At 60.9% G+C, this 24,294-nt stretch carries 20 protein-coding genes; 10 read left to right on the top strand and 10 right to left on the bottom strand.

Features of this window, described 5'->3' with window-relative positions:
- The first annotated feature begins 79 nt into the window (after positions 1 to 79).
- Positions 80 to 1,174: an iron-sulfur cluster carrier protein ApbC gene (gene apbC / locus AC07NR_RS17885; protein ID WP_248739244.1), complete on the top strand. Its 1,095-nt coding sequence runs from the start codon at positions 80 to 82 to the stop codon at positions 1,172 to 1,174.
- Between the two features lie 68 nt (positions 1,175 to 1,242).
- Here apbC and AC07NR_RS17880 read toward each other — a convergent pair whose 3' ends face one another.
- Complete coding sequence (locus AC07NR_RS17880) at positions 1,243 to 2,001, bottom strand: SDR family oxidoreductase (RefSeq protein WP_011335726.1); 759 nt, start codon at positions 1,999 to 2,001, stop codon at positions 1,243 to 1,245.
- A gap of 162 nt (positions 2,002 to 2,163) precedes the next feature.
- Here AC07NR_RS17880 and AC07NR_RS17875 point away from each other — a divergent pair, with 162 nt between their 5' ends.
- From AC07NR_RS17875 to groL, 4 genes are all read left to right on the top strand, one after another.
- Positions 2,164 to 2,895, top strand: a complete 732-nt coding sequence (locus AC07NR_RS17875) for a HugZ family pyridoxamine 5'-phosphate oxidase (protein ID WP_085709541.1) — start codon at positions 2,164 to 2,166, stop codon at positions 2,893 to 2,895.
- 65 nt (positions 2,896 to 2,960) lie between these two features.
- Positions 2,961 to 3,437 carry an FxsA family protein gene (locus AC07NR_RS17870; protein WP_085709542.1) on the top strand — a complete coding sequence of 159 codons (477 nt, stop codon included), beginning with the start codon at positions 2,961 to 2,963 and terminating at the stop codon, positions 3,435 to 3,437.
- Positions 3,438 to 3,696: 259 nt separating this feature from the next.
- Positions 3,697 to 3,990 (top strand): co-chaperone GroES, encoded by a 294-nt coding sequence (locus AC07NR_RS17865; RefSeq protein ID WP_011335724.1) that lies wholly within the window; start codon positions 3,697 to 3,699, stop codon positions 3,988 to 3,990.
- Between the two features lie 51 nt (positions 3,991 to 4,041).
- A complete protein-coding gene (gene groL / locus AC07NR_RS17860; RefSeq protein ID WP_495079070.1) occupies positions 4,042 to 5,688 on the top strand; it encodes a chaperonin GroEL in 1,647 nt (548 codons plus the stop codon).
- Positions 5,689 to 5,778: 90 nt separating this feature from the next.
- On the opposite strand, the gene AC07NR_RS17855 is transcribed toward groL, so the two are convergent.
- Positions 5,779 to 6,522 carry a phosphatase PAP2 family protein gene (locus tag AC07NR_RS17855; protein ID WP_408985996.1) on the bottom strand — a complete coding sequence of 248 codons (744 nt, stop codon included), beginning with the start codon at positions 6,520 to 6,522 and terminating at the stop codon, positions 5,779 to 5,781.
- A gap of 52 nt (positions 6,523 to 6,574) precedes the next feature.
- On the bottom strand, positions 6,575 to 8,524 hold the full coding sequence (locus AC07NR_RS17850) for an LTA synthase family protein (RefSeq protein ID WP_134827945.1): 1,950 nt from the start codon (positions 8,522 to 8,524) through the stop codon (positions 6,575 to 6,577).
- Between the two features lie 203 nt (positions 8,525 to 8,727).
- On the opposite strand from AC07NR_RS17850, the gene colR reads away from it, so the two are divergent.
- The 5 genes from colR (at position 8,728) to AC07NR_RS17825 (ending at position 12,452) form a co-directional block, all read left to right on the top strand.
- The gene (colR, locus tag AC07NR_RS17845; protein WP_085709546.1) at positions 8,728 to 9,411 is read left to right on the top strand and encodes a two-component system response regulator ColR; all 684 of its coding nucleotides are present in this window, start codon (positions 8,728 to 8,730) and stop codon (positions 9,409 to 9,411) included.
- Positions 9,401 to 10,711 (top strand): sensor histidine kinase, encoded by a 1,311-nt coding sequence (locus AC07NR_RS17840; protein ID WP_432217597.1) that lies wholly within the window; start codon positions 9,401 to 9,403, stop codon positions 10,709 to 10,711. Before colR ends, AC07NR_RS17840 begins: the two co-directional genes overlap by 11 nt.
- Positions 10,712 to 10,835: 124 nt before the next feature.
- The gene (locus AC07NR_RS17835) at positions 10,836 to 11,504 is read left to right on the top strand and encodes a class I SAM-dependent methyltransferase (protein ID WP_114886777.1); all 669 of its coding nucleotides are present in this window, start codon (positions 10,836 to 10,838) and stop codon (positions 11,502 to 11,504) included.
- A 4-nt stretch (positions 11,505 to 11,508) separates the two neighbouring features.
- Positions 11,509 to 12,222, top strand: a complete 714-nt coding sequence (locus AC07NR_RS17830) for a lipopolysaccharide kinase InaA family protein (RefSeq protein WP_495079069.1) — start codon at positions 11,509 to 11,511, stop codon at positions 12,220 to 12,222.
- Between the two features lie 2 nt (positions 12,223 to 12,224).
- Complete coding sequence (locus tag AC07NR_RS17825) at positions 12,225 to 12,452, top strand: hypothetical protein (RefSeq protein WP_114885184.1); 228 nt, start codon at positions 12,225 to 12,227, stop codon at positions 12,450 to 12,452.
- Between the two features lie 67 nt (positions 12,453 to 12,519).
- Here AC07NR_RS17825 and AC07NR_RS17820 read toward each other — a convergent pair whose 3' ends face one another.
- The 7 genes from AC07NR_RS17820 to AC07NR_RS17790 form a co-directional block, all read right to left on the bottom strand.
- Positions 12,520 to 15,555: a multidrug efflux RND transporter permease subunit gene (locus AC07NR_RS17820; protein ID WP_265813384.1), complete on the bottom strand. Its 3,036-nt coding sequence runs from the start codon at positions 15,553 to 15,555 to the stop codon at positions 12,520 to 12,522.
- 13 nt (positions 15,556 to 15,568) lie between these two features.
- A complete protein-coding gene (locus AC07NR_RS17815) occupies positions 15,569 to 16,717 on the bottom strand; it encodes an efflux RND transporter periplasmic adaptor subunit (protein WP_495079068.1) in 1,149 nt (382 codons plus the stop codon).
- Between the two features lie 146 nt (positions 16,718 to 16,863).
- Positions 16,864 to 17,964: a DUF1513 domain-containing protein gene (locus tag AC07NR_RS17810; RefSeq protein ID WP_085709552.1), complete on the bottom strand. Its 1,101-nt coding sequence runs from the start codon at positions 17,962 to 17,964 to the stop codon at positions 16,864 to 16,866.
- Positions 17,965 to 17,978: 14 nt separating this feature from the next.
- Complete coding sequence (locus AC07NR_RS17805; RefSeq protein WP_134827940.1) at positions 17,979 to 19,043, bottom strand: imelysin family protein; 1,065 nt, start codon at positions 19,041 to 19,043, stop codon at positions 17,979 to 17,981.
- 26 nt (positions 19,044 to 19,069) lie between these two features.
- The gene (locus AC07NR_RS17800) at positions 19,070 to 20,497 is read right to left on the bottom strand and encodes a di-heme oxidoreductase family protein (protein WP_495079067.1); all 1,428 of its coding nucleotides are present in this window, start codon (positions 20,495 to 20,497) and stop codon (positions 19,070 to 19,072) included.
- 154 nt (positions 20,498 to 20,651) lie between these two features.
- Complete coding sequence (locus tag AC07NR_RS17795; protein WP_495079066.1) at positions 20,652 to 21,995, bottom strand: imelysin family protein; 1,344 nt, start codon at positions 21,993 to 21,995, stop codon at positions 20,652 to 20,654.
- Between the two features lie 192 nt (positions 21,996 to 22,187).
- Positions 22,188 to 24,239, bottom strand: coding sequence for a putative bifunctional diguanylate cyclase/phosphodiesterase (locus tag AC07NR_RS17790; protein WP_085709556.1), 2,052 nt, complete (start codon positions 24,237 to 24,239; stop codon positions 22,188 to 22,190).
- Positions 24,240 to 24,294 lie beyond the last annotated feature (55 nt).

Genomic DNA, 24,294 nt, shown 5'->3' with positions numbered 1-24,294 from the left:
GTTGCCGGACATGCCGTCCGGAGGACAGAAGGGGTAGGATACCCGCCATCTTTTCCCAGTCTTGTTATCGGAGTTGCCCATGAGCGCCGTCACTCGCGCAGCGGTGGAAGCCGTCCTCAGCCAATACACCGACCCTTACCTGAACCAGGACCCGGTCAGCGCCGGTTGCGTGCGCAACATCGAAATCGCCGGTGACCGCGTCAGCGTGCAGCTGGAAATCGGTTATGCCGCCGGTCTGTTCAAGAGCGGCTGGGCGCAATTGCTGCAACTGGCCATCGAAAACCTCGACGGCGTGGTGTCGGCCAAGGTCGAGGTCAACAGCGTGATCGCCGCGCACAAGGCGCAGGCGCAGATTCCGGGGCTGGCCAACGTCAAGAACGTGGTCGCCGTGGCGTCCGGCAAGGGCGGTGTGGGCAAATCCACCACCGCCGCCAACCTCGCGCTGGCACTGGCCCGTGAAGGCGCGAAGGTCGGGATTCTCGACGCCGATATCTACGGCCCGAGCCAGGGCATCATGTTCGGCATTCCCGAGGGCACCCGTCCGCAGGTCAAGGACCAGAAGTGGTTCGTGCCGCTGCAGGCCCATGGCGTGGAAGTGATGTCGATGGCGTTCCTGACCGACGACAACACGCCGATGGTCTGGCGCGGGCCGATGGTCTCCGGCGCGCTGCTGCAATTGGTCACGCAAACCGCCTGGGGCGACCTCGATTATCTGGTCATCGATATGCCGCCCGGCACTGGCGACATCCAGCTGACCCTGGCGCAGAAAGTCCCGGTGGCCGGTGCCGTGATTGTCACCACGCCGCAGGATCTGGCGCTGCTCGATGCGCGCAAAGGCGTGGAGATGTTCCGCAAGGTCAACATTCCGGTGCTGGGCGTGGTGGAAAACATGGCCGTACACATCTGCTCGAACTGCGGGCATGCCGAGCATCTGTTCGGTGAGGGCGGTGGCGAGAAGCTGGCGACCCAGTTCGGCGTCGAACTGCTGGCGTCGCTGCCGCTGTCGATGCTGATCCGCGAACAGGCCGATGGCGGCAAGCCGACAGTGATTTCCGAGCCGGACAGCCAGATCGCCATGGTCTATCAGGAACTGGCACGCCACGTCGGCGCGCGGATCGTGTTGCAGGAAGCGGCGTCGCCGGCGATGCCGAACATCACCATCAGCGACGATTGATGCCTGTGTTTTAAACAAAAACGCCCCGGTGCCAGTGCACCGGGGCGTTTTTCATTGTGCGACCGAGGTCAGATGCGCAACCCGCCATCCATCTCCAGAATCCGGCCGGTGTAGTAGTCGTTCTCGAAGATGTACGCCGCCGAATGGGCGATCTCTTCCGGCTTGCCCATGCGCTTGAGCGGAATGCCCGAGGTCATTTTCTCCAGCGCTTCCGGCTTCATGCCCAGGGTCATCTCGGTTTCGATGAAGCCCGGCGCAATGCCCGCCACGCGAATGCCGTAGCGCGCCAGTTCCTTGGCCCAGGTCACGGTCGCTGCCGCCACACCGGCCTTGGCGGCGGAGTAGTTGGTCTGGCCGACGTTGCCGGCGCGGGAGATCGACGAGATGTTGATGATCGCGCCGCTGTTCTTCAGCTCGACCATTTTTGCAGCGACTTCACGGGTGCAGAGGAACACGCCGGTCAGGTTGACGTCGATCACCGCCTGCCACTGGGCCAGGCTCATCTTGGTCATTTCGCCGTCCTTGACCTTGAGCAGCAGGCCGTCGCGCAGGATCCCGGCGTTGTTGATCAGGCCGTGGATCGCGCCGAAGTCTTCGGCGACCTGGGCAACCATGTGTGTCACCTGTTCTTCGTTGGCGACGTTGCATAGATAGCTGCGGGCCTCGACGCCCTTGGCCTTGCAGGCCGCGACGGCGTCGTCGAGTTTTTCCTGGTTCAGGTCGACCAGTGCCAGCTTCGCGCCTTTGCCTGCGAAATACTCGGCCATCGAGCGGCCCAAGCCTTGGCAACCGCCAGTGATAATGATTACTTTGTCGTTGAGTTGCATTCGCATGTCCCCGAGAGCAGGTCAGAGTGGTGTCCTTTAGAGAGCCTCTCGATCTGCGCCTGACATGGCCCGGCTGCACATGAGAACTGCCCCTGTGGCGACTGATACTTATCCGTGTCGCCCGTCCGTTTTTTCGACGGATTCTATTTAAGGAGTCATAAATTGAGCGTTGAAGCGGCTAAGAATGCCCGAGAATTGCTTCTCAAGGAATACCGTGGCGTGCTGTCGACCCACTCCAAATCGATGCCCGGTTTTCCGTTTGGCTCCGTCGTTCCCTACTGCCTGGACGAGCAGGGCCGGCCGCTGATCCTGATCAGCCGCATCGCCCAGCACACCCACAACCTGCAGAAAGACCCGAAATGTTCGCTGCTGGTGGGTGAGCGTGAGGCCGACGATGTGCAAGCCGTTGGTCGCCTGACCTATCTGGCGGAAGCGGAAAAGCTCGAAGACGCAGCCGCCATCGAAGCCGCCGCCGAGCGTTACTACCGTTATTTCCCCGATTCGCAGAATTACCACAAAGCCCACGATTTCGATTTCTGGGTGCTCAAGCCCGTGCGTCATCGCTACATCGGCGGTTTCGGCGCGATCCACTGGGTCGATCACCTGACCTTGGCCAACCCGTTCGCCGGCAAGGCCGAAATCAGCATGGTCGAGCACATGAACAGCGACCACGCCAAGGCCATCGCGCATTACGTCGACCTCGCCGGGCTGCCGAAAACCGTACCGGCACAAATGGCCGGGATTGACACCGAAGGCATGCACCTGCGCATCGGTCAGGCGCTGTACTGGCTGCCGTTTCAAGCGCCTTGTCATACGCCGATACAAGTGCGCGAAGCCTTGGTTTCTCTGGCTCACGCCGAGGTCTGGCCAAAAAATGCGGTGGCCGACGCTTGAATTCGCGAAAGGGCGACGTCATCTAAGGCTTACTGCAAGGCATTTCTTGCGTTGAGGAAACTTTGATGCGCCCTTTTTTGTTGCTCTTTCTGCTGTTCCCGGTGTTGGAGCTGTTCGTATTCGTCAAAGTGGCAGGTTCGATCGGATTTTTCCCGGCCCTGCTGCTGATCATTCTCGGCTCGATGTTCGGCGTATTCGTGCTGCGTATCGCCGGACTGGCCACCGCCCTGCGTGCCCGTGAAAGCCTGAACCGCGGCGAACTGCCTGCGCAGACCATGCTTGAAGGCCTGATGCTGGCCCTGGCCGGTGGTCTGCTGATCCTGCCGGGCTTCATCAGCGACGTGGCCGGTCTGATCCTGCTGCTGCCGTTCAGCCGTCGCCTGTTCGCCAACAAGATGCGCCAGCGCGCCGAAGAACAGGCCATGCGTCAGCGTGCATTTGCCGACGACCTGCAACCTCGCGGCGGTCCCGCACCGCGCCAGCCTCTGGGCCGCGAAGGCGATGTGATCGAAGGCGAGTTCGAACACCGCGATACCAAGTAACTTCTGCACTCACACGGCACCTTCGGGTGCCGTGTTCGTTTGCGGCCGTGCACATGACGAGCCGCGATGAAAAAATTTTAGGCCTGCCCTTGTAATAAGCTTATGCGCCCTTATGTATCGGTCACCGAAAGGTTTCCGGTATTTGAACCGGACAGACTTCCGCGGTTCGCTCGACGAGCCGCAACCGGCGCAGGCCGGATTCGTTAAACCCGCCGGGACTACACCGGCCGATGAAAACCACAATTAGGAGAGATCGACAATGAAGCTTCGTCCTCTGCATGACCGCGTCGTCATCCGTCGCAGCGAAGAAGAAAAGAAAACCGCTGGCGGTATCGTCCTGCCAGGTTCGGCTGCTGAAAAAGCCAACCACGGTGAGATTCTGGCTGTAGGCCCGGGCAAGGCACTGGAAAGCGGTGAAGTGCGCGCACTGTCCGTGAAAGTGGGCGACAAGGTTGTGTTCGGTCCGTACTCCGGCAGCAACACCGTGAAAGTCGACGGCGAAGACCTGCTGGTAATGAGCGAGAACGAAATCCTCGCCGTTATCGAAGGCTGATTACCCCCGTTCATTTTCCCGCTACTACAAAGTATTTAAGGAATATCGATCATGGCTGCTAAAGAAGTTAAATTCGGCGATTCCGCCCGCAAGAAAATGCTGGTTGGCGTAAACGTCCTGGCTGACGCGGTAAAAGCGACCCTGGGCCCGAAAGGCCGTAACGTGATCCTCGAGAAGAGCTTCGGCGCTCCGACCATCACCAAGGACGGCGTTTCCGTTGCCAAGGAAATCGAGCTGGAAGACCGTTTCGAAAACATGGGCGCGCAGCTGGTCAAAGACGTTGCCTCCCGTGCCAACGATGACGCTGGTGACGGTACTACCACCGCTACCGTTCTGGCTCAGTCGATCGTCAACGAAGGCCTGAAAGCCGTCGCTGCCGGCATGAACCCGATGGACCTGAAGCGCGGTATCGACAAAGCGACCATCGCTGTCGTTGCCGAGCTGAAAAAGCTGTCCGCACCATGCACCGACACCAAAGCGATCGCTCAGGTTGGCACCATCTCCGCCAACTCCGACAACTCCATCGGCGACATCATTGCCGAAGCCATGGAAAAAGTCGGTAAAGAAGGCGTGATCACCGTTGAAGAAGGCTCGGGCCTGGAAAACGAACTGTCGGTCGTAGAAGGCATGCAGTTCGACCGTGGCTACCTGTCCCCGTACTTCGTCAACAAGCCGGAAACCATGGTTGCCGAGCTGGAAGGCGCGCTGATCCTGCTGGTCGACAAGAAGATCTCGAACATCCGCGAAATGCTGCCAGTGCTGGAAGCCGTTGCCAAAGCCGGCCGTCCACTGCTGATCGTTGCCGAAGACGTTGAAGGCGAAGCCCTGGCGACTCTGGTTGTGAACAACATGCGTGGCATCGTCAAAGTCGCAGCCGTCAAGGCTCCAGGCTTCGGCGACCGTCGCAAGGCCATGCTGCAGGACATCGCCGTTCTGACCGGCGGTACCGTTATCTCCGAAGAGATCGGCCTGAGCCTGGAAAGCACCACTCTGGAACACCTGGGCAGCGCCAAGCGCGTGACCCTGTCGAAAGAAAACACCATCATCGTTGACGGTGCTGGCGTTGAAGGCGACATCCAGGCGCGTATCGCTCAGATCCGTGCCCAGGTTGCCGAGACTTCCTCGGACTACGACCGTGAAAAACTGCAAGAGCGTCTGGCCAAGCTGTCCGGCGGCGTTGCGGTGATCAAGGTTGGTGCCGGTTCCGAAGTTGAAATGAAAGAGAAGAAAGCCCGCGTTGAAGACGCCCTGCACGCAACCCGTGCAGCCGTTGAAGAAGGCGTGGTACCTGGCGGTGGCGTTGCGCTGATCCGCGCTCTGAACGCGATCATCAACCTGAAAGGCGACAACGCCGACCAGGACGTAGGTATCGCTGTTCTGCGTCGCGCCGTTGAAGCACCGCTGCGTCAGATCGCTGCCAACAGCGGCGACGAGCCAAGCGTTGTGGTCAACGAAGTCAAGAACGGCAAAGGTAACTTCGGTTACAACGCTGCGACTGGCGAATACGGCGACATGATCGAAATGGGCATCCTGGACCCAACCAAGGTAACCCGTTCGGCTCTGCAAGCTGCATCGTCGATCGGCGGTCTGATCCTGACCACCGAAGCCGCTGTTGCTGACGCACCGAAGAAAGAAGGTGCTGCTGGCGGCGGTATGCCGGACATGGGCGGCATGGGTGGCATGGGCGGCATGATGTAAGCCAGCCTTACCCCGAAACGAAAAACCCCGCCTGCGATGAGCAGGCGGGGTTTTTTATTGTCCTGATTTTGTTATCTGGCGTTTGAGTAATCAGGCGTTTACCGGTTGTGCCTTCATGACCGCTTCAGCTTTGACTGTCGGGCGATACAGCACCCAGTAATACGACCCCAGACAGATCAGCCAGCAGAAAATCGCCGTCCACACGTTGTGCGAAAAGAAGTGCGCGCCCTGCATCATCCGGCTGATCGAGAACACCGAGCCCAGCGCAAAGGCGAAGATGAACGCCTGTCGCGCCAGTCGCGGGCGACGGTCACGCAGCACGAAGAACAGCGCAAACAGGGTGAACCCCGTTGCCGCATGACCACCGGGCCAGCAGCGTCCGGGCTTGTCGGTCGGCGGGCGGTGATCCAGCAGTTTGCTGTAGGTTTCATGGCCGCCGAACTGCTCGAGGCTCCACGGGCACTGCACGGCGGTTACGGCTTTCATCGGTGTCACGAATGAGGTCGCCAGGCCCAGGGACAGCACCAGACAGCCCAGTTCACGCTTGTACGGTTTGATCCGGTCGATGAAAAACGCACCGATGAAACCAATGACGGCGAACACCGAAAACGCGATCACCACTTGCTTGGCGCGATCGTGAAGGATGTTTTCCAGGAAGTAACTGTGGCGCCCGATGAAGTCGCCGGCGGCGGGGTCGTAGAACATCCGGGCCAGGTTCATGTCCAGATCGGTCAGTTCCAGCAGGATCAGAAGGGCGGCCGCGACGGCGGGAATCCCCAGGCACAGCCAGAAGTTCAGCGGGCGAGGGGCAGGGCGTACAACGCTTGATGACATGACGGGTCCAGAACGGGAAAACGCCCCGGAGCATCAGTCCGGGGCGCTTCGATTAACGATCGCTGACTTGCGCGGCACCCTCCTTGGGTGCTTTCCAGCCAAGCAGCTGTTGCTTGAAGCCATAACTGGCGGTTTGGTAATACGAGATGGCGCGGCTGACCAGCGGGTCGTCGCTGTTGACCCGGGACTCGCGGCTTTCGGTCAATGCGTCGTCATGTCGACGCAGGCCCTGGCGCGGGCTGAGGATCGCCAGATCCTTGCCGTCGAACAGTCCCAGATGCTGATAGTTGCCCACCACGACCCGAGGTGGCAGCGGGTTGTCCGCCAGCAGGTTGCGACCGAAGAACGTCGATTGGTAATCCAGGTTCAACAGTCCCAGCAGCGTCGGCGCGAGGTCGATCTGGCTGGCCAGTTGTGCGTTTTCACGTGCTTCGATCAGCTTCGGTGCATAGATGAACAGCGGGATCTGGTAGTTGGTGATCGGCAGGTCTTCCTTGCCCGCGCTGCCGGCGGTGTGGTCGGCGACGAAGATGAAGATCGTGTTGTCGAACCACGGTTTCTGCCGCGCCTGCTCCAGGAACTGGCCGATGGCGTAGTCGGTGTACTTCACCGCACCATCACGACCGTTGCCGGATTTGATGTCGATGCGGTTTTCCGGGTAGGTGTACGGACGATGGTTGGAGGTGGTCATCAGCTGCAACAGGAAAGGCTGCTGCTTGGCGTAGTCGGCGTCCGCCAGTTTCAGCGTCTGCTTGTACAGATCCTCGTCGGCCATGCCCCAGGCATTCTTGAAGTGAATCTCCGACTCATCGACGCTGCTCTGGTCGACAACGCGGTAGCCGTTGCCGCTGAAGAACGCGTTCATGTTGTCGAAGTAACCACGGCCACCGTAGACGAACACGCTGTCATAGCCGACCGCACTCAATTGCTGGCCGAGGCTGGCGAAACCGCTTTCGCGACCGATGCGCTTGACGATCGAACGGCCCGGCGTCGGCGGAATGGCCAAAGTGATGGCTTCCAGACCGCGGTCGGTGCGGGTGCCGGTGGCATAGAAATTGTTGAAGTACAGGCTCTGCTTGCGCAACGCGTCGAGGTTCGGCGTCAGGTTGCGGCCATCACCATTGCTGCCCAGGTATTTGGCGCTGAGGCTTTCGATGGTCACTAGCACGATGTTCGGCTTGCGGGTGACGCCCGGATTGTCGATATCGCGACGGATGTCCTGTGGATCCTGACCGACGAAGCGGGCATTGGGCTCGTTCAGTTCTGCACGCATCTGACCGGCGACTTTGTCCGCTGGCAGGCTCTTGTAGAACTGGCTGTAATCCAGCTCGTTGTTACGGAATGCGGCGAAGAACTGATAAGGGCCGTTGCTCGCCAGTTCGTTCTGATAGGCGTTGCCGCCCTGGGCGCGCGGGGCGTCCTGGCTGATCAGTTGCAGGCTCAGACCCGCGACCACCAGCAGCGCCAATGCATTGAGCAGGCGCCCGCGCAATGGCGGCAGCGGGGCATCCAGTGCCGCGTTGAACGGTTTGCGCAGCGCGAAACTCAACGCGATGGCCAGCACCGCCAGGATGCTCAGCAACTTGCCGATCGGGTAGGACTCCAGCACGTTGTTCAGCACTTCGTCGGAATACACCAGATAATCGACGGCGATGAAATTGAAGCGCACCCCGAACTCATCCCAGAACAGCCACTCGGCCACCGCCGTGAACAGCATGGCGTACAGGCTGACCGTCAACAGCCCCTGCAGGAACCAGCGGTGACCGCGCCGCCGCCACAGGCCCGGCGGGCACAGCAGCAGATACAGGCCCATCGGCAGGGCCGCGTAGGCGAGGAAGCCCAGGTCGTAGACCAGGCCGACGCCGAACACGGACAGCGCACCGCCACCGGCCTCATCCAGATGAGTCAGCAGCAGTACGGTGCGGGTGAGGAGAAACACGACCAGCCAGGCGCCGGTGACCAACAACAGATAGCGCATAGGCGCTGTCTTGAAGAAACCCATTGTTTTCTTTTCCTTTTATCAATGGCGCGGGAGTTTCGCGGCGCCACTGTAGTCAGGTTGTGAATCGATAGTGAAAACTTTGTTAAAGATTTATTTCTTCCGGGCAATTTCATCCGCCGGGGCACCAGCGCTGGCCCTGAGCCGAAACAGGCCTTAAGCTGCGCGGGCCATGACGGCCGTTACTGTGTACGGAAGAGGTGCCCATGCGAATTCTATTGGTCGAAGACAACCGCGATATCCTGGCCAACCTGGCCGATTACCTGGGCCTGAAAGGCTATACCGTCGATTGCGCCCAGGACGGTCTGTCGGGCCTGCATCTGGCTGCCACCGAGCACTATGACCTGATCGTGCTCGACATCATGCTGCCGGGTATCGACGGCTACACCCTCTGCAAACGCCTGCGCGAAGATGCCCGTCGCGACACGCCGGTGATCATGCTCACTGCCCGCGATCAGCTCGATGACCGCTTGCAGGGCTTCAAGTCCGGGGCTGACGATTACCTGGTCAAGCCCTTCGCGCTGTCGGAGCTGGCAGCGCGGATCGAGGCGGTGATGCGTCGGACCCAGGGCGGCGGTCGCCGTTCCCTGCAGGTCGGCGACCTGAGCTACGACCTCGATACACTGGAAGTGACCCGCGAAGGCAAGCTGCTCAAGCTCAACCCGGTGGGCCTGAAACTGCTCGCGGTGCTGATGCAGAAGAGCCCGCACGTCCTGCGTCGGGAAATTCTCGAAGAAGCCCTGTGGGGCGACGATTGCCCGGACAGCGACAGCCTGCGCAGCCACGTCCACCAATTGCGTCAGGTGATCGACAAACCGTTCGCCAAACCACTGCTGCACACCGTGCACGGCGTGGGTTATCGCTTGGCCGAGGGCCGCGATGGAGTTTAAGCAGAGCCTTGCCCAGCGGATCATCATCGCCTTTGCGCTGATGAGCGCACTGGTGGCGGGGGCCTTCGCCATGGGCATTGTCGCGACCGTGCACCTGGTGGAAGAGAAACTGATTTCTGCCGGACTGGGCGGCGACCTGCAGCGTCTGTTGCTGATGGACAACGTTTCGGACTGGAGCCATCGGCCGGAGCCGGACCAGTTGTTCTATTTCAGCGGTGGTCCGGGGGACTTCGAGTTGCCCAAGGATCTGCGGCATCTGGATTCGGGGTTCCACGAAGTCTTCCGTGAACAGCTGTCCTATCACGCGATGGTCGAAATCGTCGACGGTCGGCGTTACGTGTTGCTGCAGGATCAAAGCGATTTCGAAGAGCGTGAGCGCGTGCTGTTTGCCGTGGTACTGGTAGGCTTCGTGCTCAGTCTGGCGCTGGCGGTTTTCCTTGGCTGGGTGTTGGCGCGCAAGGTGATGGCGCCGGTGGTCCGGCTGGCGCGTCAGGTGCGTCATCGCGATCAGTTGCTGGGGCTGGCACCGCCGCTGGCGCCGGACTATGCCGCTGACGAAGTGGGTGAACTGGCGGTGGCCTTCGATGCGACGCTCGGGCGCTTGCGTCAGGCGTTGACCCGTGAGCGGTTGTTCACCAGTGACGTCAGCCACGAATTGCGCACACCACTGATGGTATTGGCCACCTCCTGTGAACTGCTGCTGGAAAACCCGGGCATCGATCAGCGCGGCCGCGCCCAGGTCGAGCGAATTGCCCGTGCCAGCGAAGAAATGCGCGAACTGGTGCAGACCTTCCTGATGCTGGCCCGTGCCCAGCGCGAAGATGCGGGGGCGGCGCCCCGGCACAGTCTCGGCCAGGTGGCGGACAATCTGTTGGGCGTGTGGCGCGAGCCGATCGAATCCAAGGGGCTGAAGCTGATTTTCGAGCCGGGCAATCCGCCGGACACCCTTTACAACGCCACACTGCTCAATGCCGTGATGGGTAACCTGCTGCGTAATGCCCTGCACTACACCGAGCAGGGTTTCATTCGGCTGACGCTCAACGATAACGGCTTCGTGGTCGAGGACTCGGGTGTAGGCATTCCCGAGGAAAAGCGCGAGGAAATGTTCAAACCGTTCGTGCGCGGCAGCGAAAAACGCGGAGAAGGCCTTGGACTGGGGTTGTCATTGGTGCAACGCATCTGTGAAAACCAGGGCTGGAGCGTCACTTTGAGTACGATGGAGCCCAATGGCTGCCGTTTCGAGGTAGATCTGGGCAAACAAGAATCCCTCCCAAATGGCACAAAAAAGCTGCCAACCTGAACGAAACCTGTATAACCTTGAAATAGTTCGTGGGTTTACGCGACGTTTTTTTCACAAAGGGATGACCTGACGCTGACACGCCCCTGCATAAGGTGGGGATATCAGCAATTCAGGAGTCCCGATGATGGCCGGCCCGATCAAACTCGATTTTTCCGAGAAGTACGACGACAACCATGCGCAGAAATATCTGCGCAAGCACCAGGATGGTCTGGGGCGTCGCCTGTCCAACTGGCGTGATCAGCAGTTGGCCCGCAAGGCGCTGACGCTGGTTGGCGAACCGGGTCTGGTGCTGGATCTGCCGTGCGGTGCCGGGCGTTTCTGGCCGTTGCTGGCAGAAAAGCCCAATCGGGTAATCATCGGGGCAGACAATTCCGAGTCGATGATCAAGACGGCGATGCAGGCCCAGCCGGCGGATGTGGTGAAGCGGGTACAACCCTTGCACACCTCGGCGTTCGATATCGCGCTGCCTGACAACTCCGTGGACAGCATTTTCTGCATGCGTCTGCTGCATCACATCGGCGAGGCCGAGCATCGGCAGACGATTTTGCGCGAGTTCGAACGCGTTACCCGGGACAGTGTGATCGTTTCGTTGTGGGTAGACGGCAATTTCAAGGCCTGGAAACGCAAGCGTGCCGAGAAACGCCGCGGCCAGGAAGGTTATCAGAACCGGTTTGTGTTACCGGCCGCTACGGTCGAAAAGGAATTCGAAGAGGCAGGATTCAGGATCCAGGAACAACTGGACTTCATTCCGCTCTATGCCATGTGGCGAGTTTACGTATTACGCAAGAGGTAAGAGGATGGCAGTGCAATTTGCAGCAGAAACGGGAGTCGCTCCCCAGGATCGCTTTGACTATTACTGGAACCAGCGCGGTGAGTGGGTGGAAGAACCCAACGTGCGTCGTGGTGGCGAAAGTGGTGTGCAGCGTGTGGTCGGGCGCGATGGTCAACTGCTGTATGCCAAACGCCAGACAGGACATATCTATCGCAGCTGGTTGCATCCCTTCGGTCGGCCGACCGTATTGCGTGAACTGGATGCGCTGACCGGTGTAACCAAGCTCGGCGTCCGGGTGCCGGAAATCGTTTTTTGCGGGGCCCAGCCTGATCCGCAGCACAAGTGGCGGGCGTTGCTGGTCACCAAGTCGCTGGACGGTTTCCAGGAGCTTGAACAGTGGGAAGCGGCAGGTGGCCGCGAGCAGTACGGTGAAGCCGTGTATGAACGCGTGCTCAAGGACCTCGCCGAAAACCTGGCCCGCATGCACAAGGGCCGCTGGCAGCACAGCTGCATTTACATCAAGCACGTCTTTGTCCGCGTCACCGGCGAAGGCGACTCGGCCAAGGTCGAAGTGGCCCTGATCGATCTGGAAAAATGCCGTCAGCGTCTGACCGCTTATCGTGCGGCCTCCCATGACATGAAACAATTGCGCCGCCACTCGTCGTTCAGCCCTACGGACTGGAAAAAACTCGTCTATTTTTATGAGACGGCGTTTGGCAGCGCTATCAAGGGTTTATAGCGATGAAACTAGAAATTGCGCGAGGTTTGTTTCTGGTAGGAGCCTTGGCAGTTGCATCTTTGGCGGTGGCGGCCTGGGAACAGCCACGCATGCAAGTGATCGGGGCATCGAGCAGCGATGCCCATTGTCCGATGCCACGGGTGGCGAAAGCCTCCGTGGCAACCAAACCCGACCATGATTTGCTGCTGTTCATGTTCGGGCTTTCTCAAGGGATGAGGCCGCAGAGTTGAATCGATTGAAGAGTGCCAAAGGCCTCGCAGATGCGAGGCCTTTTTTGTGCGCGTGTGAAAATGGTGGTTACGGGGCGGGGGCGGGATCGGGTTTGGCCAGCACGGTGTAGACACAGGGCAGGACGAACAGTGTAAACAGGGTCCCGATCGACATCCCGGTGGCAATCACCGTACCGATATCAAAACGGCTCACCGCGCCCGCGCCACTGGCGATGATCAGCGGCACCATGCCGAACACCATGGCGGCAGTGGTCATCAACACGGGACGCAAGCGAATCGCCGCCGCCTCTTCAACGGCCTCGCGGGCCGTCAGGCCTTTTTCCTTGCGCAACTGGTTGGCGAATTCGACGATCAGGATCCCGTGCTTGCTGATCAGGCCAATCAGCGTCACCAGCCCGACCTGGGTGTAGATATTCATGCTCGACCAGCCGAGGAACAGCGGAATCAGCGCCCCGCAAATCGACAACGGTACGGTCACCAGAATCACCAGCGGGTCGCGGAAACTCTCGAACTGCGCCGCCAGCACCAGGAAAATGATCGCCAGTGCCAGCGCGAAGGTGACCCACAGTGCACTGCCTTCCTGGACGAATTGCCGTGAGGCACCGCCGTAGTCGAAGGCAAAACCGGCAGGTGCCTCTTCCCGTGCGATCTGCACCACGCTGTCGATGGCCTCGCCCATGCTGACCAGCGGAAACCCGGACAGCTTCGCCGCGTTGAGTTGCTGGAACTGGTTGAGCTGTCGCGGGCGTGCCCGGTCGGTCACGGTGATCAGGGTCGAGAGTGGCAACAGCTCGCCCTGGGTGTTTTTCACGTAGTAGTTGTTCAGCCAGTCCGGGTTATCGCGATAGGCCCGTTCAACCTGGGCGATCACCTTGTAGCTGCGACCTTCGATGGTGAAGCGGTTGATTTCCGCCTCGCCGAGCAAGGTGGCGAGCGTGCCGCCCAGATCCTGCATCGACACGCCCATCTGCGCCGCTTTCGCACGGTCGATATCGACCACCACTTCCGGTTTGTCGAAGGCCAGGTCGAGGTCGACGAACGCGAACTTGCCCGACTCCATCGCGCGCTTCTTGATCCGGTCAGCCACCTGCAGCAACAGCTCGTAGTCGTTGGCGGTGTTGATCACGAATTCGAATGGCAGGCCCTCGCCGGTGCCGGGCAGGGAGGGCAGGTTGAAGCCGAAGATCTGCAGCCCCGGGATGCTGCCGAGTTTGCCTTGCACCTCGGGAAGAATCTGCATCTGTGTACGGCTGCGTTCGTTCCATGGCTTGAGCAGGAAACCACCGATGCCGCTCTGCACACCGTTGTAGCCGTTGATCTGGAACGAGGAGTAGTACTCCGGGAATTCCTTGAAGATCTTCACGAATTCTTCGGTGTAGGTGTTCAGGTAATCGAGGTTGGTCGGTTGCGGCGCGTTGGCCATCATGAAAATGATGCCCTGGTCTTCGTCCGGCGCCAGTTCCGATTTGGTGAACTTGAGCAGCACCGGAATCAGGCACAGCACGATCACTGCGAACACCAGCACCACCGGCCGGGTGTTGAGCGTGCCGTGGAGCATGCTCTGGTAGCGTCGCTTGAGGTTTTCGAAGATCCGGTCGAGGCGATGGGCGAGCCCGCTGGGGTTCTCCTCGTGACGCAACAGCAGGGCGCACATCATCGGCGACAGGGTCAGGGCGACGATGCCGGAAATCACCACGGCCCCGGCGAGGGTCAGCGCGAACTCCTTGAACAGGGCCCCGGTCAGCCCGGTCAGAAAACCGATCGGCGCATACACCGCCGCCAGGGTGATGGTCATCGACACCACCGGCATCGCGATTTCCCGGGCGCCTTCGAGTGCGGCCTCCAGCGGGGTCTTGCCTTCCTCGATATGCCGATGGATGTTTTCCACCACGACGATGGCATCGTCCACCACCAGACCGATGGCCAGTACCATCGCCAGCAGGGTCAGCAGGTTGATCGAGTAACCCATCATCTGCATGAAGAACATCACGCCGATCATCGACAGCGGAATGGTCACCACCGGGATCACCACCGAACGCAGGGCGCCGAGAAACAGGAACACCACCACGATCACGATCAGCACGGCTTCGAACAGGGTTTTCACCACTTCGTCGATGGAGGCCTGGATGAACAGCGTGGCGTCGTAGGCGATCTCGCTCTTGAGGTTGGGCGGCAACTGGGCTTCCAGCTCCGGCATGATCTTGCGCACTTCCTTGATCACGTCCAGCGGGTTGGCGCCGGGGGTGGCCTTGATCCCGATGTACACCGAGGGCGTGCCGCCGAAGGAACTGATGGAGTTGTAGTTCTCCGCGCCCATTTCCACCCGCGCCACATCGCTGAGCAGTACACGGCTGTCGCCACTGACCTTGAGCGGAATCTTGCCGAAGGCCTCGGCAGACTTCAGTTCGGTGTTGGCGTTGATGCTGGTGACCACGTACTCGCCTTTTACCTCGCCGGCGGCGGAGAGGAAGTTGTACTGGCGCACCGCGTTGCTCACGTCGCTGGCGCTGAGGCCGAAACCGGCGAGTTTTACCGGGTCGATCCACAGGCGCATGGCGAACACCTGGTTACCCAGAATCTCGGCTTCGGCCATGCCTGGCAGTGTCGCCAGTTTTGGCTGGATCACCCGCGACAGGTAGTCGGTGATCTGCGGGTTGCTCAATTCCTTGCTGAAGAAGCTGATGTACATCAGCGCCGAGGCATCGGCGGATTCCTTGCTCAGCACCGGGTCTTCGGCATCCTGCGGCAGTTTGTTCTTCACCTCGTTGGCCTTGGCCAGCAGTTCGGTGAACAGTCGGTCGCTGTTGGAGCCGATGCGTGCGTAGATCGAAATCACCGAGAAGTTCTGGCGACTGACCGAGGTCATGTAGTCGATGCCTTCGGCGCTCGCCAGGCTCTGTTGCATCGGCTGGGTGATGTAGCCCTGGATGGTTTCGGCGTTGGCCCCGGGATAGGCGGTAGTCACCGTGATCAGGGCGTTTTCCATCTGCGGATACTGGCGCAACGGCAGCTTGCTCCAGGCCTGGAAGCCCAGCAGCACAATCAGCAGGCTGACCACGGTGGCGAGCACCGGGCGGCGAATGAACGGATCGGTAAAGGCCATGAGGATTCCTTGATCAGTCGGCGCGGCGCGGACTGTTCGGCTCGCCGAGGGTCTTGTCTTCGCTGATGGCGATGTGGGCGCCGTTGTCCAGTTTGATCTGGCCGGCCGTCACCACTTGTTCGCCGCTCTGCACGCCCTTGTTGATCATCACCAAGCCTTCGCGGCGCTCACCGGTTTCAATAAAACGACGCTCGGCTATCAGCACTGGCTGGCCCTTGTCGTCTTTTTCGAGGCTGCCGTCCTCGGCCTTTTTCTGCCCGACCACGTAGATCGAGTTGCCATAGAGGGTGTAGGTGATCGCGCTTTCCGGCACGACGATGTGTTTCTGCGGATCCGGCAGCAGCACTTCAAGGCTGGCGAACATGCCCGGCAGCAACTTGCCATCGGGGTTGGCCAGCGTCGCGCGAACCAGAATGTTGCGGGTGGTGCTTTCGACAATCGGGTTGATTGCGCTGACGGCGCCGGGAAAATTCTGCCCGGGATACGCGGCTACCGAAATCTGTACCGGTTGGCCGATGGCCAGTTTCGGCACTGATTGTTCGGGCACATAGAAGTCGGCGTAGAGGCTGCTCAGATCCTGCAGGGTGGCGATTTTCGTGCCGCTGGCGAGGTAGTCGCCGACGTCCACCTGACGGATGCCGATGGTGCCGCTGAACGGTGCGACGATGCGTTTTTTCGCCAGCGATGCATTGAGCTGATTGACCGTGGCGCGGTTCTTTTGCAGCACCGCCGACAGTCGGTCGAATTCGCCCTTGGAAATCGCGCTGCTGCCCACCAGCTGGCTGCCTCGGCCGAAGTCCAGTTGCGCCAGGCCGAGGTCGGCCTTGGCGGTTTCCAGCAGTGCGGATTCGACGGCGCTGTCGAGTTGCAGCAACGGTTGCCCGGCCTTGACCTTCTGGCCTGATTCGAACTTCAGCTCGGTCACGGTGCCGGCCACTTCCAGGCTCAACTCGACACCTTGCAGCGCCTTGAGCGTGCCGACGGTAGGCAGGCGCATCTGCCACGGGCGCTCGGCGGCTGTGGCCACGGCGACACTGATCGGCGGTTTCGGTTTGGCAAAGCCCTGGATCATCGTGTAGATCGAGAAGGCCTTGTAACCGGCGAGAAGCAGAACGATCAGCAGTACAACACCCAACATGATCAGCATGCGGCGACGCAGCATATTCCAGTTCCTTGGAGAAAATCAGGCGAGACAGGCGGGAACATTACCCCGACTCCGGCAGGGATTCCAACTGCCAGTTTTTACAGGGTAGGAGGGGATGAGGTGGAGGAGGTGAGCACCGCCGACCGAACGGCCGGCGGCGATTTTCAGGCCATCAGGTGCAGATGGTTGTCCCAGAGCCCTGCGGGCAGATCCAGCGGTTTGGCCAGCAGTTCATCCTGGCGGCAATCGTAGTAGCGGCAACGTCCTTGCCCAGAAGTCACGACAAAGCCGTCCTTCACCGCTCCGACACCGGCGCAGTCGGGCAACGGTGCGTCGAGGCGCACTTCGCCGCTGTCCAGATCCCAGATGAAGAAGCGGTTGCCACGCGGTGCGGTCAGTGCCACCAGACGCAGTTCGCTGTGTACGGCGACGCTGGCGGTGTAGTGCCCCATCGACTGCAACTGATGCTCCGGCACCGGGAACGCCACGAACGGCTGGCCCGGACGCTTGATCGCCAGCAGCTCGGAACGCTCCTGGGAAGGGCCCATGAATTGCTGACCGGCGACGATGGTGCCGTCGCTGGCGATCCCCAGGTGGCGCACGCTGTTCATCTGCTGGGCGAGGGTTTCCTTGCTCAGCAAAGTGCCGTCGCGTTGCATCAGCACCAGGCTTGGCTCCATGGCGTCGAGGTTCATGTCGACCCGGCTTTCGGCCTCGGTGCGAATCCCGCCGTTGGCCACCACCAGGGTTTCGCCGTCGGGCATCCACGACACTTGATGCGGGCCGAGACCGTGGGTGGAAATCTCCCCACTGTGCACCAGCCGTTCACCCTCGAACTTGTAGACCCCGAGCAAGCCACGGCCCGGATCGGTGGTGTCGTTCTCGGTGGCGTACAGGTAATCGCCGCTGTGGTGGATCACGGCGTGGCCGTAGAAATGCCGGTTCGGTTGTGAGGTCACGGTTTGCAGCAATGCACCGTCGCGCAGGTCGATCAGGTAGCTCTCGGTGCCCGGCCGGCGGGCAACGAACAGCGCGATCGGCAGCGTCGGGTGATTGATGATGTCGTGGCAGCGCTGACCCACTTCGGTGGCGAACACCCGGGTGCCGTCCAGCCGATAACCGACGGCGTAGTGCTTGCCGTCGGTGTCGTCCCGCGCCGACAGCAGCAGCGGGCTCTGATCCTTGCGCTTGAACAGCGTCCAGCCGCCCAGTGTCACTGCTCCCAGCAGCAAACTACCTAAAGTCAGAGCCTGGCGTCGCAGCATGGCACTTGCCCTCATCAGTCACCGTCGTTGGCGTTGAAGCCCAGTTGGATGCCCAGCGCCTTGGCCAGTTCGCCTTCGTGCAGGCGATGGACGACGTTGAGGCTGTCGTAGATGTCGTTGAGCTGCTGGCGACCGGCGTCGTCTTCGAGCATTTCGGTCAGCGAGCGCTGAGTGCTGCCGAACAGTTTGAGCGAGGCTGCGTACGCCGCGTCGATCTTGTCCGCCAACGGTTTCTGCTCGGCCGGCAGCAAGCCGCGCAAGCCTTTGTTGTCGACGCCTTCCCACACGGTCTTGGCGGCGGCGAGGCTGGCTTCCATCGCCGTCAGCGACGACTGGCTGCGCCATGCATCGGCCTGGAACGGTTGCGGCACGCCTTTGCTCTGACGGCCCATCGGGGTGCCGAGTTTTTTCTTCAGGGTGTCGAGGGCGGTGACCTGTACCCGCAGCAGATCGGCGATCGCTTCGTGGGAGTCGGCGTAGCGCTGGTTGGGGAACTTGCTCATCTGCGCGAGCATGCCGTCGGTGTTGTTCCAGTTGCTCAGAATCTCTTCGGCCAGTTGTTTCTGGCGTTCGCCGATGGCTACCAGCAACGGGCAGTATTTGGCTTTCTGTTCGTCGTTGGCTACGTCAGGCTTGGCGTCGAACAGGATGTATTCGTAGGCCGACAGGCCCTGGACCACGACGCTGGATTTGGCCAGGGCGGCGGCATCGATCTGCGGCTGGGCGGTGACCAATTGCTCGACCTGACGGCCGACGAGGTTTTTCTTGTCCGGCCAGAACTGCACCTGCCACGAGCGGTTGCCTTCGGACAGCGGGCCGATCAGCAGCGGTTGCAGTTCGGCCCAGGCTTTCTGCGCGTGCAGGAAGTCGGCGCGGGCGGTCTCCAGGTTTTCCTTGCCCTGGCAGTAGGCGAGGGCGCTGACGGCCAGTTGCCGGTCAGCTTCGACCCAGCGGGTGTAGGTCGGCAGGATCACCGATTTGGCGATGGCGGCCGAGGTGACGGCTTGCGGATCCTGCGGTGAACAGGCGCCGAGGGCCAATGCGGCAAGGCTGGTGAACAACAGCTTGGGACGGAACATGTCGGGCTCCCGATTCTTTTAAGTGTTTAAAGTGAATTCAAGAACGCCAGCAGCGCGGCACGCTGCTCGGCATTGAAAGACAAAACCTGTTGCTTCGCCGCCCGGGCTTCGCCGCCATGCCAGAGCACAGCTTCGAGCAAGTTGCGGGCGCGGCCATCGTGCAAAAACTGGGTGTGACCGCTGACTGCCTGCGTCAGGCCGATGCCCCACAACGGCGGCGTGCGCCAGTCGCGGCCGCTGGCCTGGAATTCGCTGCGGTTGTCGGCCAGGCCTTCGCCCATGTCATGCAGCAGCAGATCGCTGTACGGGCGAATCACTTGATTGGCCAGTTCAGGTTCGGCCGCGTTGGCGGCGGTGGTGTATTTCGGCGTGTGACAGGACTGACAACCCGCCTGGAAAAACAGGTTCTTGCCGGCCAGCACCTGAGCATCGTTGACGCCACGGCGTGCGGGAACGGCGAGGTTGCGGGTGTAGAACAGCACCAGGCGCAGGATGTTGTCGCTGACTTCAGGTTCGCCGTCCGGGCCGTTGCCATTGGGCGCCTGTTTGCAGGCGATTTGCGCGTCGGTGCAGTCATCAAACGGTCTCAGGCTCGTGGTGAGGCCCATATCACCAGAAAACGCGTGAACATTTTGTTGATTGAGGTTCGGTTGTCCGGCTTTCCAGCCAAATCGGCCCATCACGGTCTTTTGCTGCGCATCGTCCCAGACCCGGTTTGGCCGGCCGTTGATGCCGTTGTTCTCTTTGGCCTGCGCAGTGGCGTTGGCGAGGATGGCTTCTTCGGGGATCGCTTCGAGCAGACCCAGGCCGATCATCGGCGGCGCAACCCGGGCGGAGAAACGCGTGTCAGGGTGCATCGGGCCGTAGCCAAGCTGAGAGAACTGCAGCACCGGTTTGCGCAGCTCGATTTCGGTGCCGTCCTTGAAACGCACCGGTACTGGCGTGTAATCGACCCGCACTTTGCCTTCCGGCGCGACGCCAGGCACGGCCATGTCCTGGAACTGTCCGCCATAGACAGGCTCCGGCACCACACCGACCTGCTCGATCAATCTGGCGTACTGCGGCGCATCGGGAATCGACAGACGCACCAGCATCGATACGGCGTTTGGGGCATCCGGGGGCGGTGGATGGCCGCGACCGTCCTTGATGTGACAACCCTGACAGGCGTTGGTATTGAACAACGGGCCCAGGCCATCGCGGGCGGTGGTGGTCGACGGCGCGATCACCCAGGGGCTGCGAAAGAAACTGTTGCCGACGCTGAAGTCCACCCGACGCGAAGGTGGCAGGTTGGCAGAAGGCAGGGAAAATGAATTCTGATCGGTCTTGCGCACAGTCGCGGCACCGCCGGAGCGGGCTTCGCCGGGCTCGGCCTTGGTGAAACGCGGGGCGTCATCGCAGGCACTCAGGCCCAGGGCCAGAAACAGTGCGGACAAGCGAAGAGGCAACGACGGCATCAGACTTCCTGCGGACGGGCAAAAATAAAGGCGCAAAGTCTAACAGGGCGAGGGGGTTTGAATAAGAGGAATTATCGTTTGCTTGATACAAGTCAGGCCGGCCGAAACGAACAAGGCGACCCGAAGGTCGCCTTGTTCAGTCAGACACTGTCGATCAGAACTCGTGATCGGCGTTGTCCGGGTTCAGGTCGCTGATGCCCAGTTTGCCGGCAGCCGCTTCGATCGAGCTGGTCTGCTTGACCAGCGAGGCGATGGCGTCACGGACGATCTGGTTACCGGCGGTGTTGCCGGCAGCGATCAACTGGTCGTAGTGCTCACCCTTGTTGGCGTGATCGACCATGACCTGGATCTTGGCTTCGGTAGCGGCCAGATCGTTTTTCAGGGCGGTGTCGGCAGCCGGGTCAACCTTGGCCACCAGCGACGACAGGCTGGCGCCGGTCATTTTGGTGCCGTCGACGCGGGTGTACTCGCCCAGGTAGACGTTACGAATGCCTTTGGCATCGTAGAAGTGCGAGTTGTGGGTGTTGTCGCTGAAGCAGTCCTGTTCGTCTTCCGGGGAGTTCGCTTCCAGGGACACCTTCATGCGCTCGCCGGCCAGCTCGCCCAGGGACAGGCTGCCCATGCCGAACAGCATTTTGCGCAGGCCGCTTTCAGCCGGTTCGGCTTCCAGGGTGGCGCGGTAGTTGTCGGCCACGTTCGGCTTCCAGTTGCCGACCATTTCTTCCAGGTCGCTGACCAGCAGTTGGGTCACGGCTTTCAGGTAGGCACGACGACGATCGTTGTGGCCGCCGGTAGCGCCGGCGCCTTCCAGGTAGTCCGACGCCGGACGGTTGCCGGCGCCAGGGCCGGTGCCGTTCAGGTCCTGGCCCCAGAGCAGGAATTCGATGGCGTGGTAGCCGGTGGCAACGTTGGCTTCGGAACCGCCCAGCTCGTTCAGGCTGGCAAGTTTTTCCGGCGTGATGTCCTTGACGTCGACCTTGTCTTCGCCGACCTGTACTTCAGTGTTGGCGATGATGTTGGCGGTGGCGCCCGGGTTGCCCAGTGCGTGTTCGTAGGATTTGTCGACGTAGTCGATCAGACCTTCGTCCAGCGGCCAGGAGTTAACCTGACCTTCCCAGTCGTCGATGATGGTGTTGCCGAAGCGGAACACTTCGCTCTGCAGGTAAGGAACGCGGGCGGCGATCCAGGCTTCACGTGCGGCTTTCAGCGTCTCGGCGTTCGGTTTGGCGAGGAATGCGTCGATAGTGGTCTGCAGGGTTTTCGCGGTGGATTCGGCATCGCTGTAAACGGCGAAGACCATGTCGGCATAGTGCGCGACCACAGCCTTGGCAGCGGCTTCGTCGACTTTACCGGCAGCGGCAGGCGTCGCCGGTGCGGCGGTGCTGGCGGCTGGCGTCGGCGCAGCTGGAGCGGCGGCCTTGTCTTTACCTTCGCCGCAACCGGCGAGGGAAATGGCGATGGCCAGCAGACTGGCGGTAGCCAGAGGCATACGAATCATGGCGAACATCCTGCTTCGGTAATTGAGTGGACAGGCGCGGGGGTGCGCAAAAGCTGCGACATAATGCAAATCTTTCGCATTATGTGTAAAGGGTTGTAGCTGGAAATATTTCCTGTTTGCGCAGGGGTTGCGCTGGATCAACGGCGCGGGTTCTTCCCGGTATCGGTGGCGGGGAGTCCAGTGCCGGAGGTTTCAGAGAATGGCGGCGTTGCTGCGTTGCGCCTGCTTGAGATAGACGCTCAGTTCCCTCGCCGGCAGCGGCTTGCTGTAGTGATAGCCCTGACCTTCGTGGCAGCCTTCGGAGATGATGTAGGTCTCCTGTTCGGCGGTTTCCACGCCTTCGGCGATCACCTGCATGCCCAGGCTCTTGCCCAGTTGAATGATGGCGCGAACGATGGTCGCGTCATCGTCGTCATCCAGCAGGTCCTGGACGAAGCTCTTGTCGATCTTGATCTTGTCCAGCGGCAGGCTCTTGAGATAACTCAGCGAGGAGTAGCCGGTCCCGAAGTCGTCGATGGCGATCAGTGCGCCGGAGCGGCGCAGGCTCAGCAAGTGCTGGGCGGCGGTGCTGATGTCTTCCATCAGGCCGGTTTCGGTGACTTCCAGTTCCAGGCTGCGCGGTGGCAGGCGGTACATCTGCAACAGGTTGTTGACCACTCTCGGCAGCTCGGCGTGGTGCAGTTGCACGGTGGACAGGTTGACCGCCATGCGCAGGTCGACGAAACCCTGATCGTGCCATTCGCGCAGTTGCTTGCACGCCTGATCCAGCACCCATTCGCCGATGGCGATGATCGTGCCGTTCTGTTCGGCCAGCGGAATGAACAGGTCCGGCGGCACCAGCCCGTGCTCCGGGTGTTGCCAGCGGATCAGGGCCTCGACGCCGACCACGCGGTGATCGCGGTAGCTGATCTGTGGTTGATAGACGAGGTAGAACTGATCCCGCAGCAGGGCATCGCGCAGGTCTTTTTCCAGTTCGCGACGGCGGCGCATCTCGCTGTCGACGCTGGCGATGTAGAACTGATAGCGATTGCGCGAGCGGGTCTTGGCCAGGGTCATGGTCTGCTCGGCTTTCTGCAACAGCTTCTCGGTGCTGTCGCCGTCCTCCGGAAACAGGGTGATGCCGATGGTGGCGCGCAGGCGGATTTCCTGATGATCGAGGGCGAACGGGGCTTCCAGGTCGTCGAGGATGCTTTGCGCCAGTTCCGCCGCTTCGTAAGGCTGTTCGATGTCGGCCTGCACCAGGGCGAACTGGTCGCCACCCAGTCGGGCGAGGGCGCCGAGGCGTCCGCTGTGGGCGCGCAGTCGATCCGCCAGGGCCAGCAGCAACTGGTCGCCGGTCTGGTAGCTGAATTGTTCGTTGATGCCTTTGAAATCATCCAGCCCGACGCACAAAACCGCAACCCGGCGCTGCAGCTTGCCGGCGTCCACCAGGATCTTGTCCAGTTGCTGCTGTAACTGCTGGCGGTTCGGCAGACCGGTGAGAAAGTCGTATTGGGCCATGCGCAGCAGGCTGTTTTCCGCTTCGTGGCGCAGATGGGTGTTGCGTTCGATGGATTCGAGCAACTGGTTGGCGGTGTTGATCCAGATCCCGAGTTCGTTTTTCTCGTGACCCTTGAGCTGCGGAATCTTGTGTTCGCTGGGGCGATCCGGGTTGATTTCCGTGAGGTGCTCGATGATCCGCGACAGCGGCTTGGTCAGCAGCCAGTGATAGACCAGATACAGCACCAGCCCCATGGCCAGGGCGCGCAACACGCCGGAAATGAAGATGATCACCGAACTGACGATGAAACCCTGGCCGTAGGTGGCGGTGTCGAGGGTGATGCTCAGGTCGCCGTAATATTCGCTGTAGGGACCGCGCCCCACCAGTTGGGTGGTGAAGGTGCGTTCCTGGCCGAGGATCAGGTCGGTCAGCCAGCGGCTGCTGGATTGCTGCAATTCACGGGATTTCTGCGCGAGCATCGCTTCGTTGGGATGCCCGATGGAGGCCTGGCGCACGGCGTCGTCCTGGAACAGGCCTTCGATTACCTGCATGCCCATTTCCCGGTCCAGGCTGTAGACCGCCTGGGTCGAGGGATCGCGGAACATGTCGAGGATGCGTTCGGCATCGCCGGCGACGGCCTGACGGGTTTTATAGGCATCGAAGACAATCTGCGCGCAGCTCAAGACCACGCCGACGATCAATGCCGACAGGAGCACGACCCGGAGCAACTTCACCGACAAGCTGTTCTTGAGTTCCAGCTTCAAAGGGTTATTCCTTGTTCCGTGCGGGTAGCGTCAAGTTGCCATGAGTATTGGCAAT

The organism is Pseudomonas sp. GW821-FHT09C09 (assembly GCF_059418105.1).
This window is presented reverse-complemented; position numbering and strand designations above follow the sequence as displayed.

Excerpts from the sequence above, each read along its gene's own strand:
- apbC (WP_248739244.1), top strand. The coding sequence starts at position 80 with ATGAGCGCCGTCACTCGCGCAGCGGTGGAAGCCGTCCTCAGCCAATAC.
- AC07NR_RS17880 (WP_011335726.1), bottom strand. The coding sequence starts at position 2,001 with ATGCAACTCAACGACAAAGTAATCATTATCACTGGCGGTTGCCAAGGC.
- AC07NR_RS17870 (WP_085709542.1), top strand. The coding sequence starts at position 2,961 with ATGCGCCCTTTTTTGTTGCTCTTTCTGCTGTTCCCGGTGTTGGAGCTG.
- AC07NR_RS17865 (WP_011335724.1), top strand. The coding sequence starts at position 3,697 with ATGAAGCTTCGTCCTCTGCATGACCGCGTCGTCATCCGTCGCAGCGAA.
- groL (WP_495079070.1), top strand. The coding sequence starts at position 4,042 with ATGGCTGCTAAAGAAGTTAAATTCGGCGATTCCGCCCGCAAGAAAATG.
- AC07NR_RS17855 (WP_408985996.1), bottom strand. The coding sequence starts at position 6,522 with ATGTCATCAAGCGTTGTACGCCCTGCCCCTCGCCCGCTGAACTTCTGG.
- AC07NR_RS17850 (WP_134827945.1), bottom strand. The coding sequence starts at position 8,524 with ATGGGTTTCTTCAAGACAGCGCCTATGCGCTATCTGTTGTTGGTCACC.
- colR (WP_085709546.1), top strand. The coding sequence starts at position 8,728 with ATGCGAATTCTATTGGTCGAAGACAACCGCGATATCCTGGCCAACCTG.
- AC07NR_RS17840 (WP_432217597.1), top strand. The coding sequence starts at position 9,401 with ATGGAGTTTAAGCAGAGCCTTGCCCAGCGGATCATCATCGCCTTTGCG.
- AC07NR_RS17835 (WP_114886777.1), top strand. The coding sequence starts at position 10,836 with ATGGCCGGCCCGATCAAACTCGATTTTTCCGAGAAGTACGACGACAAC.
- AC07NR_RS17830 (WP_495079069.1), top strand. The coding sequence starts at position 11,509 with ATGGCAGTGCAATTTGCAGCAGAAACGGGAGTCGCTCCCCAGGATCGC.
- AC07NR_RS17825 (WP_114885184.1), top strand. The coding sequence starts at position 12,225 with ATGAAACTAGAAATTGCGCGAGGTTTGTTTCTGGTAGGAGCCTTGGCA.
- AC07NR_RS17820 (WP_265813384.1), bottom strand. The coding sequence starts at position 15,555 with ATGGCCTTTACCGATCCGTTCATTCGCCGCCCGGTGCTCGCCACCGTG.
- AC07NR_RS17815 (WP_495079068.1), bottom strand. The coding sequence starts at position 16,717 with ATGCTGCGTCGCCGCATGCTGATCATGTTGGGTGTTGTACTGCTGATC.
- AC07NR_RS17810 (WP_085709552.1), bottom strand. The coding sequence starts at position 17,964 with ATGCTGCGACGCCAGGCTCTGACTTTAGGTAGTTTGCTGCTGGGAGCA.
- AC07NR_RS17805 (WP_134827940.1), bottom strand. The coding sequence starts at position 19,043 with ATGTTCCGTCCCAAGCTGTTGTTCACCAGCCTTGCCGCATTGGCCCTC.
- AC07NR_RS17800 (WP_495079067.1), bottom strand. The coding sequence starts at position 20,497 with ATGCCGTCGTTGCCTCTTCGCTTGTCCGCACTGTTTCTGGCCCTGGGC.
- AC07NR_RS17795 (WP_495079066.1), bottom strand. The coding sequence starts at position 21,995 with ATGATTCGTATGCCTCTGGCTACCGCCAGTCTGCTGGCCATCGCCATT.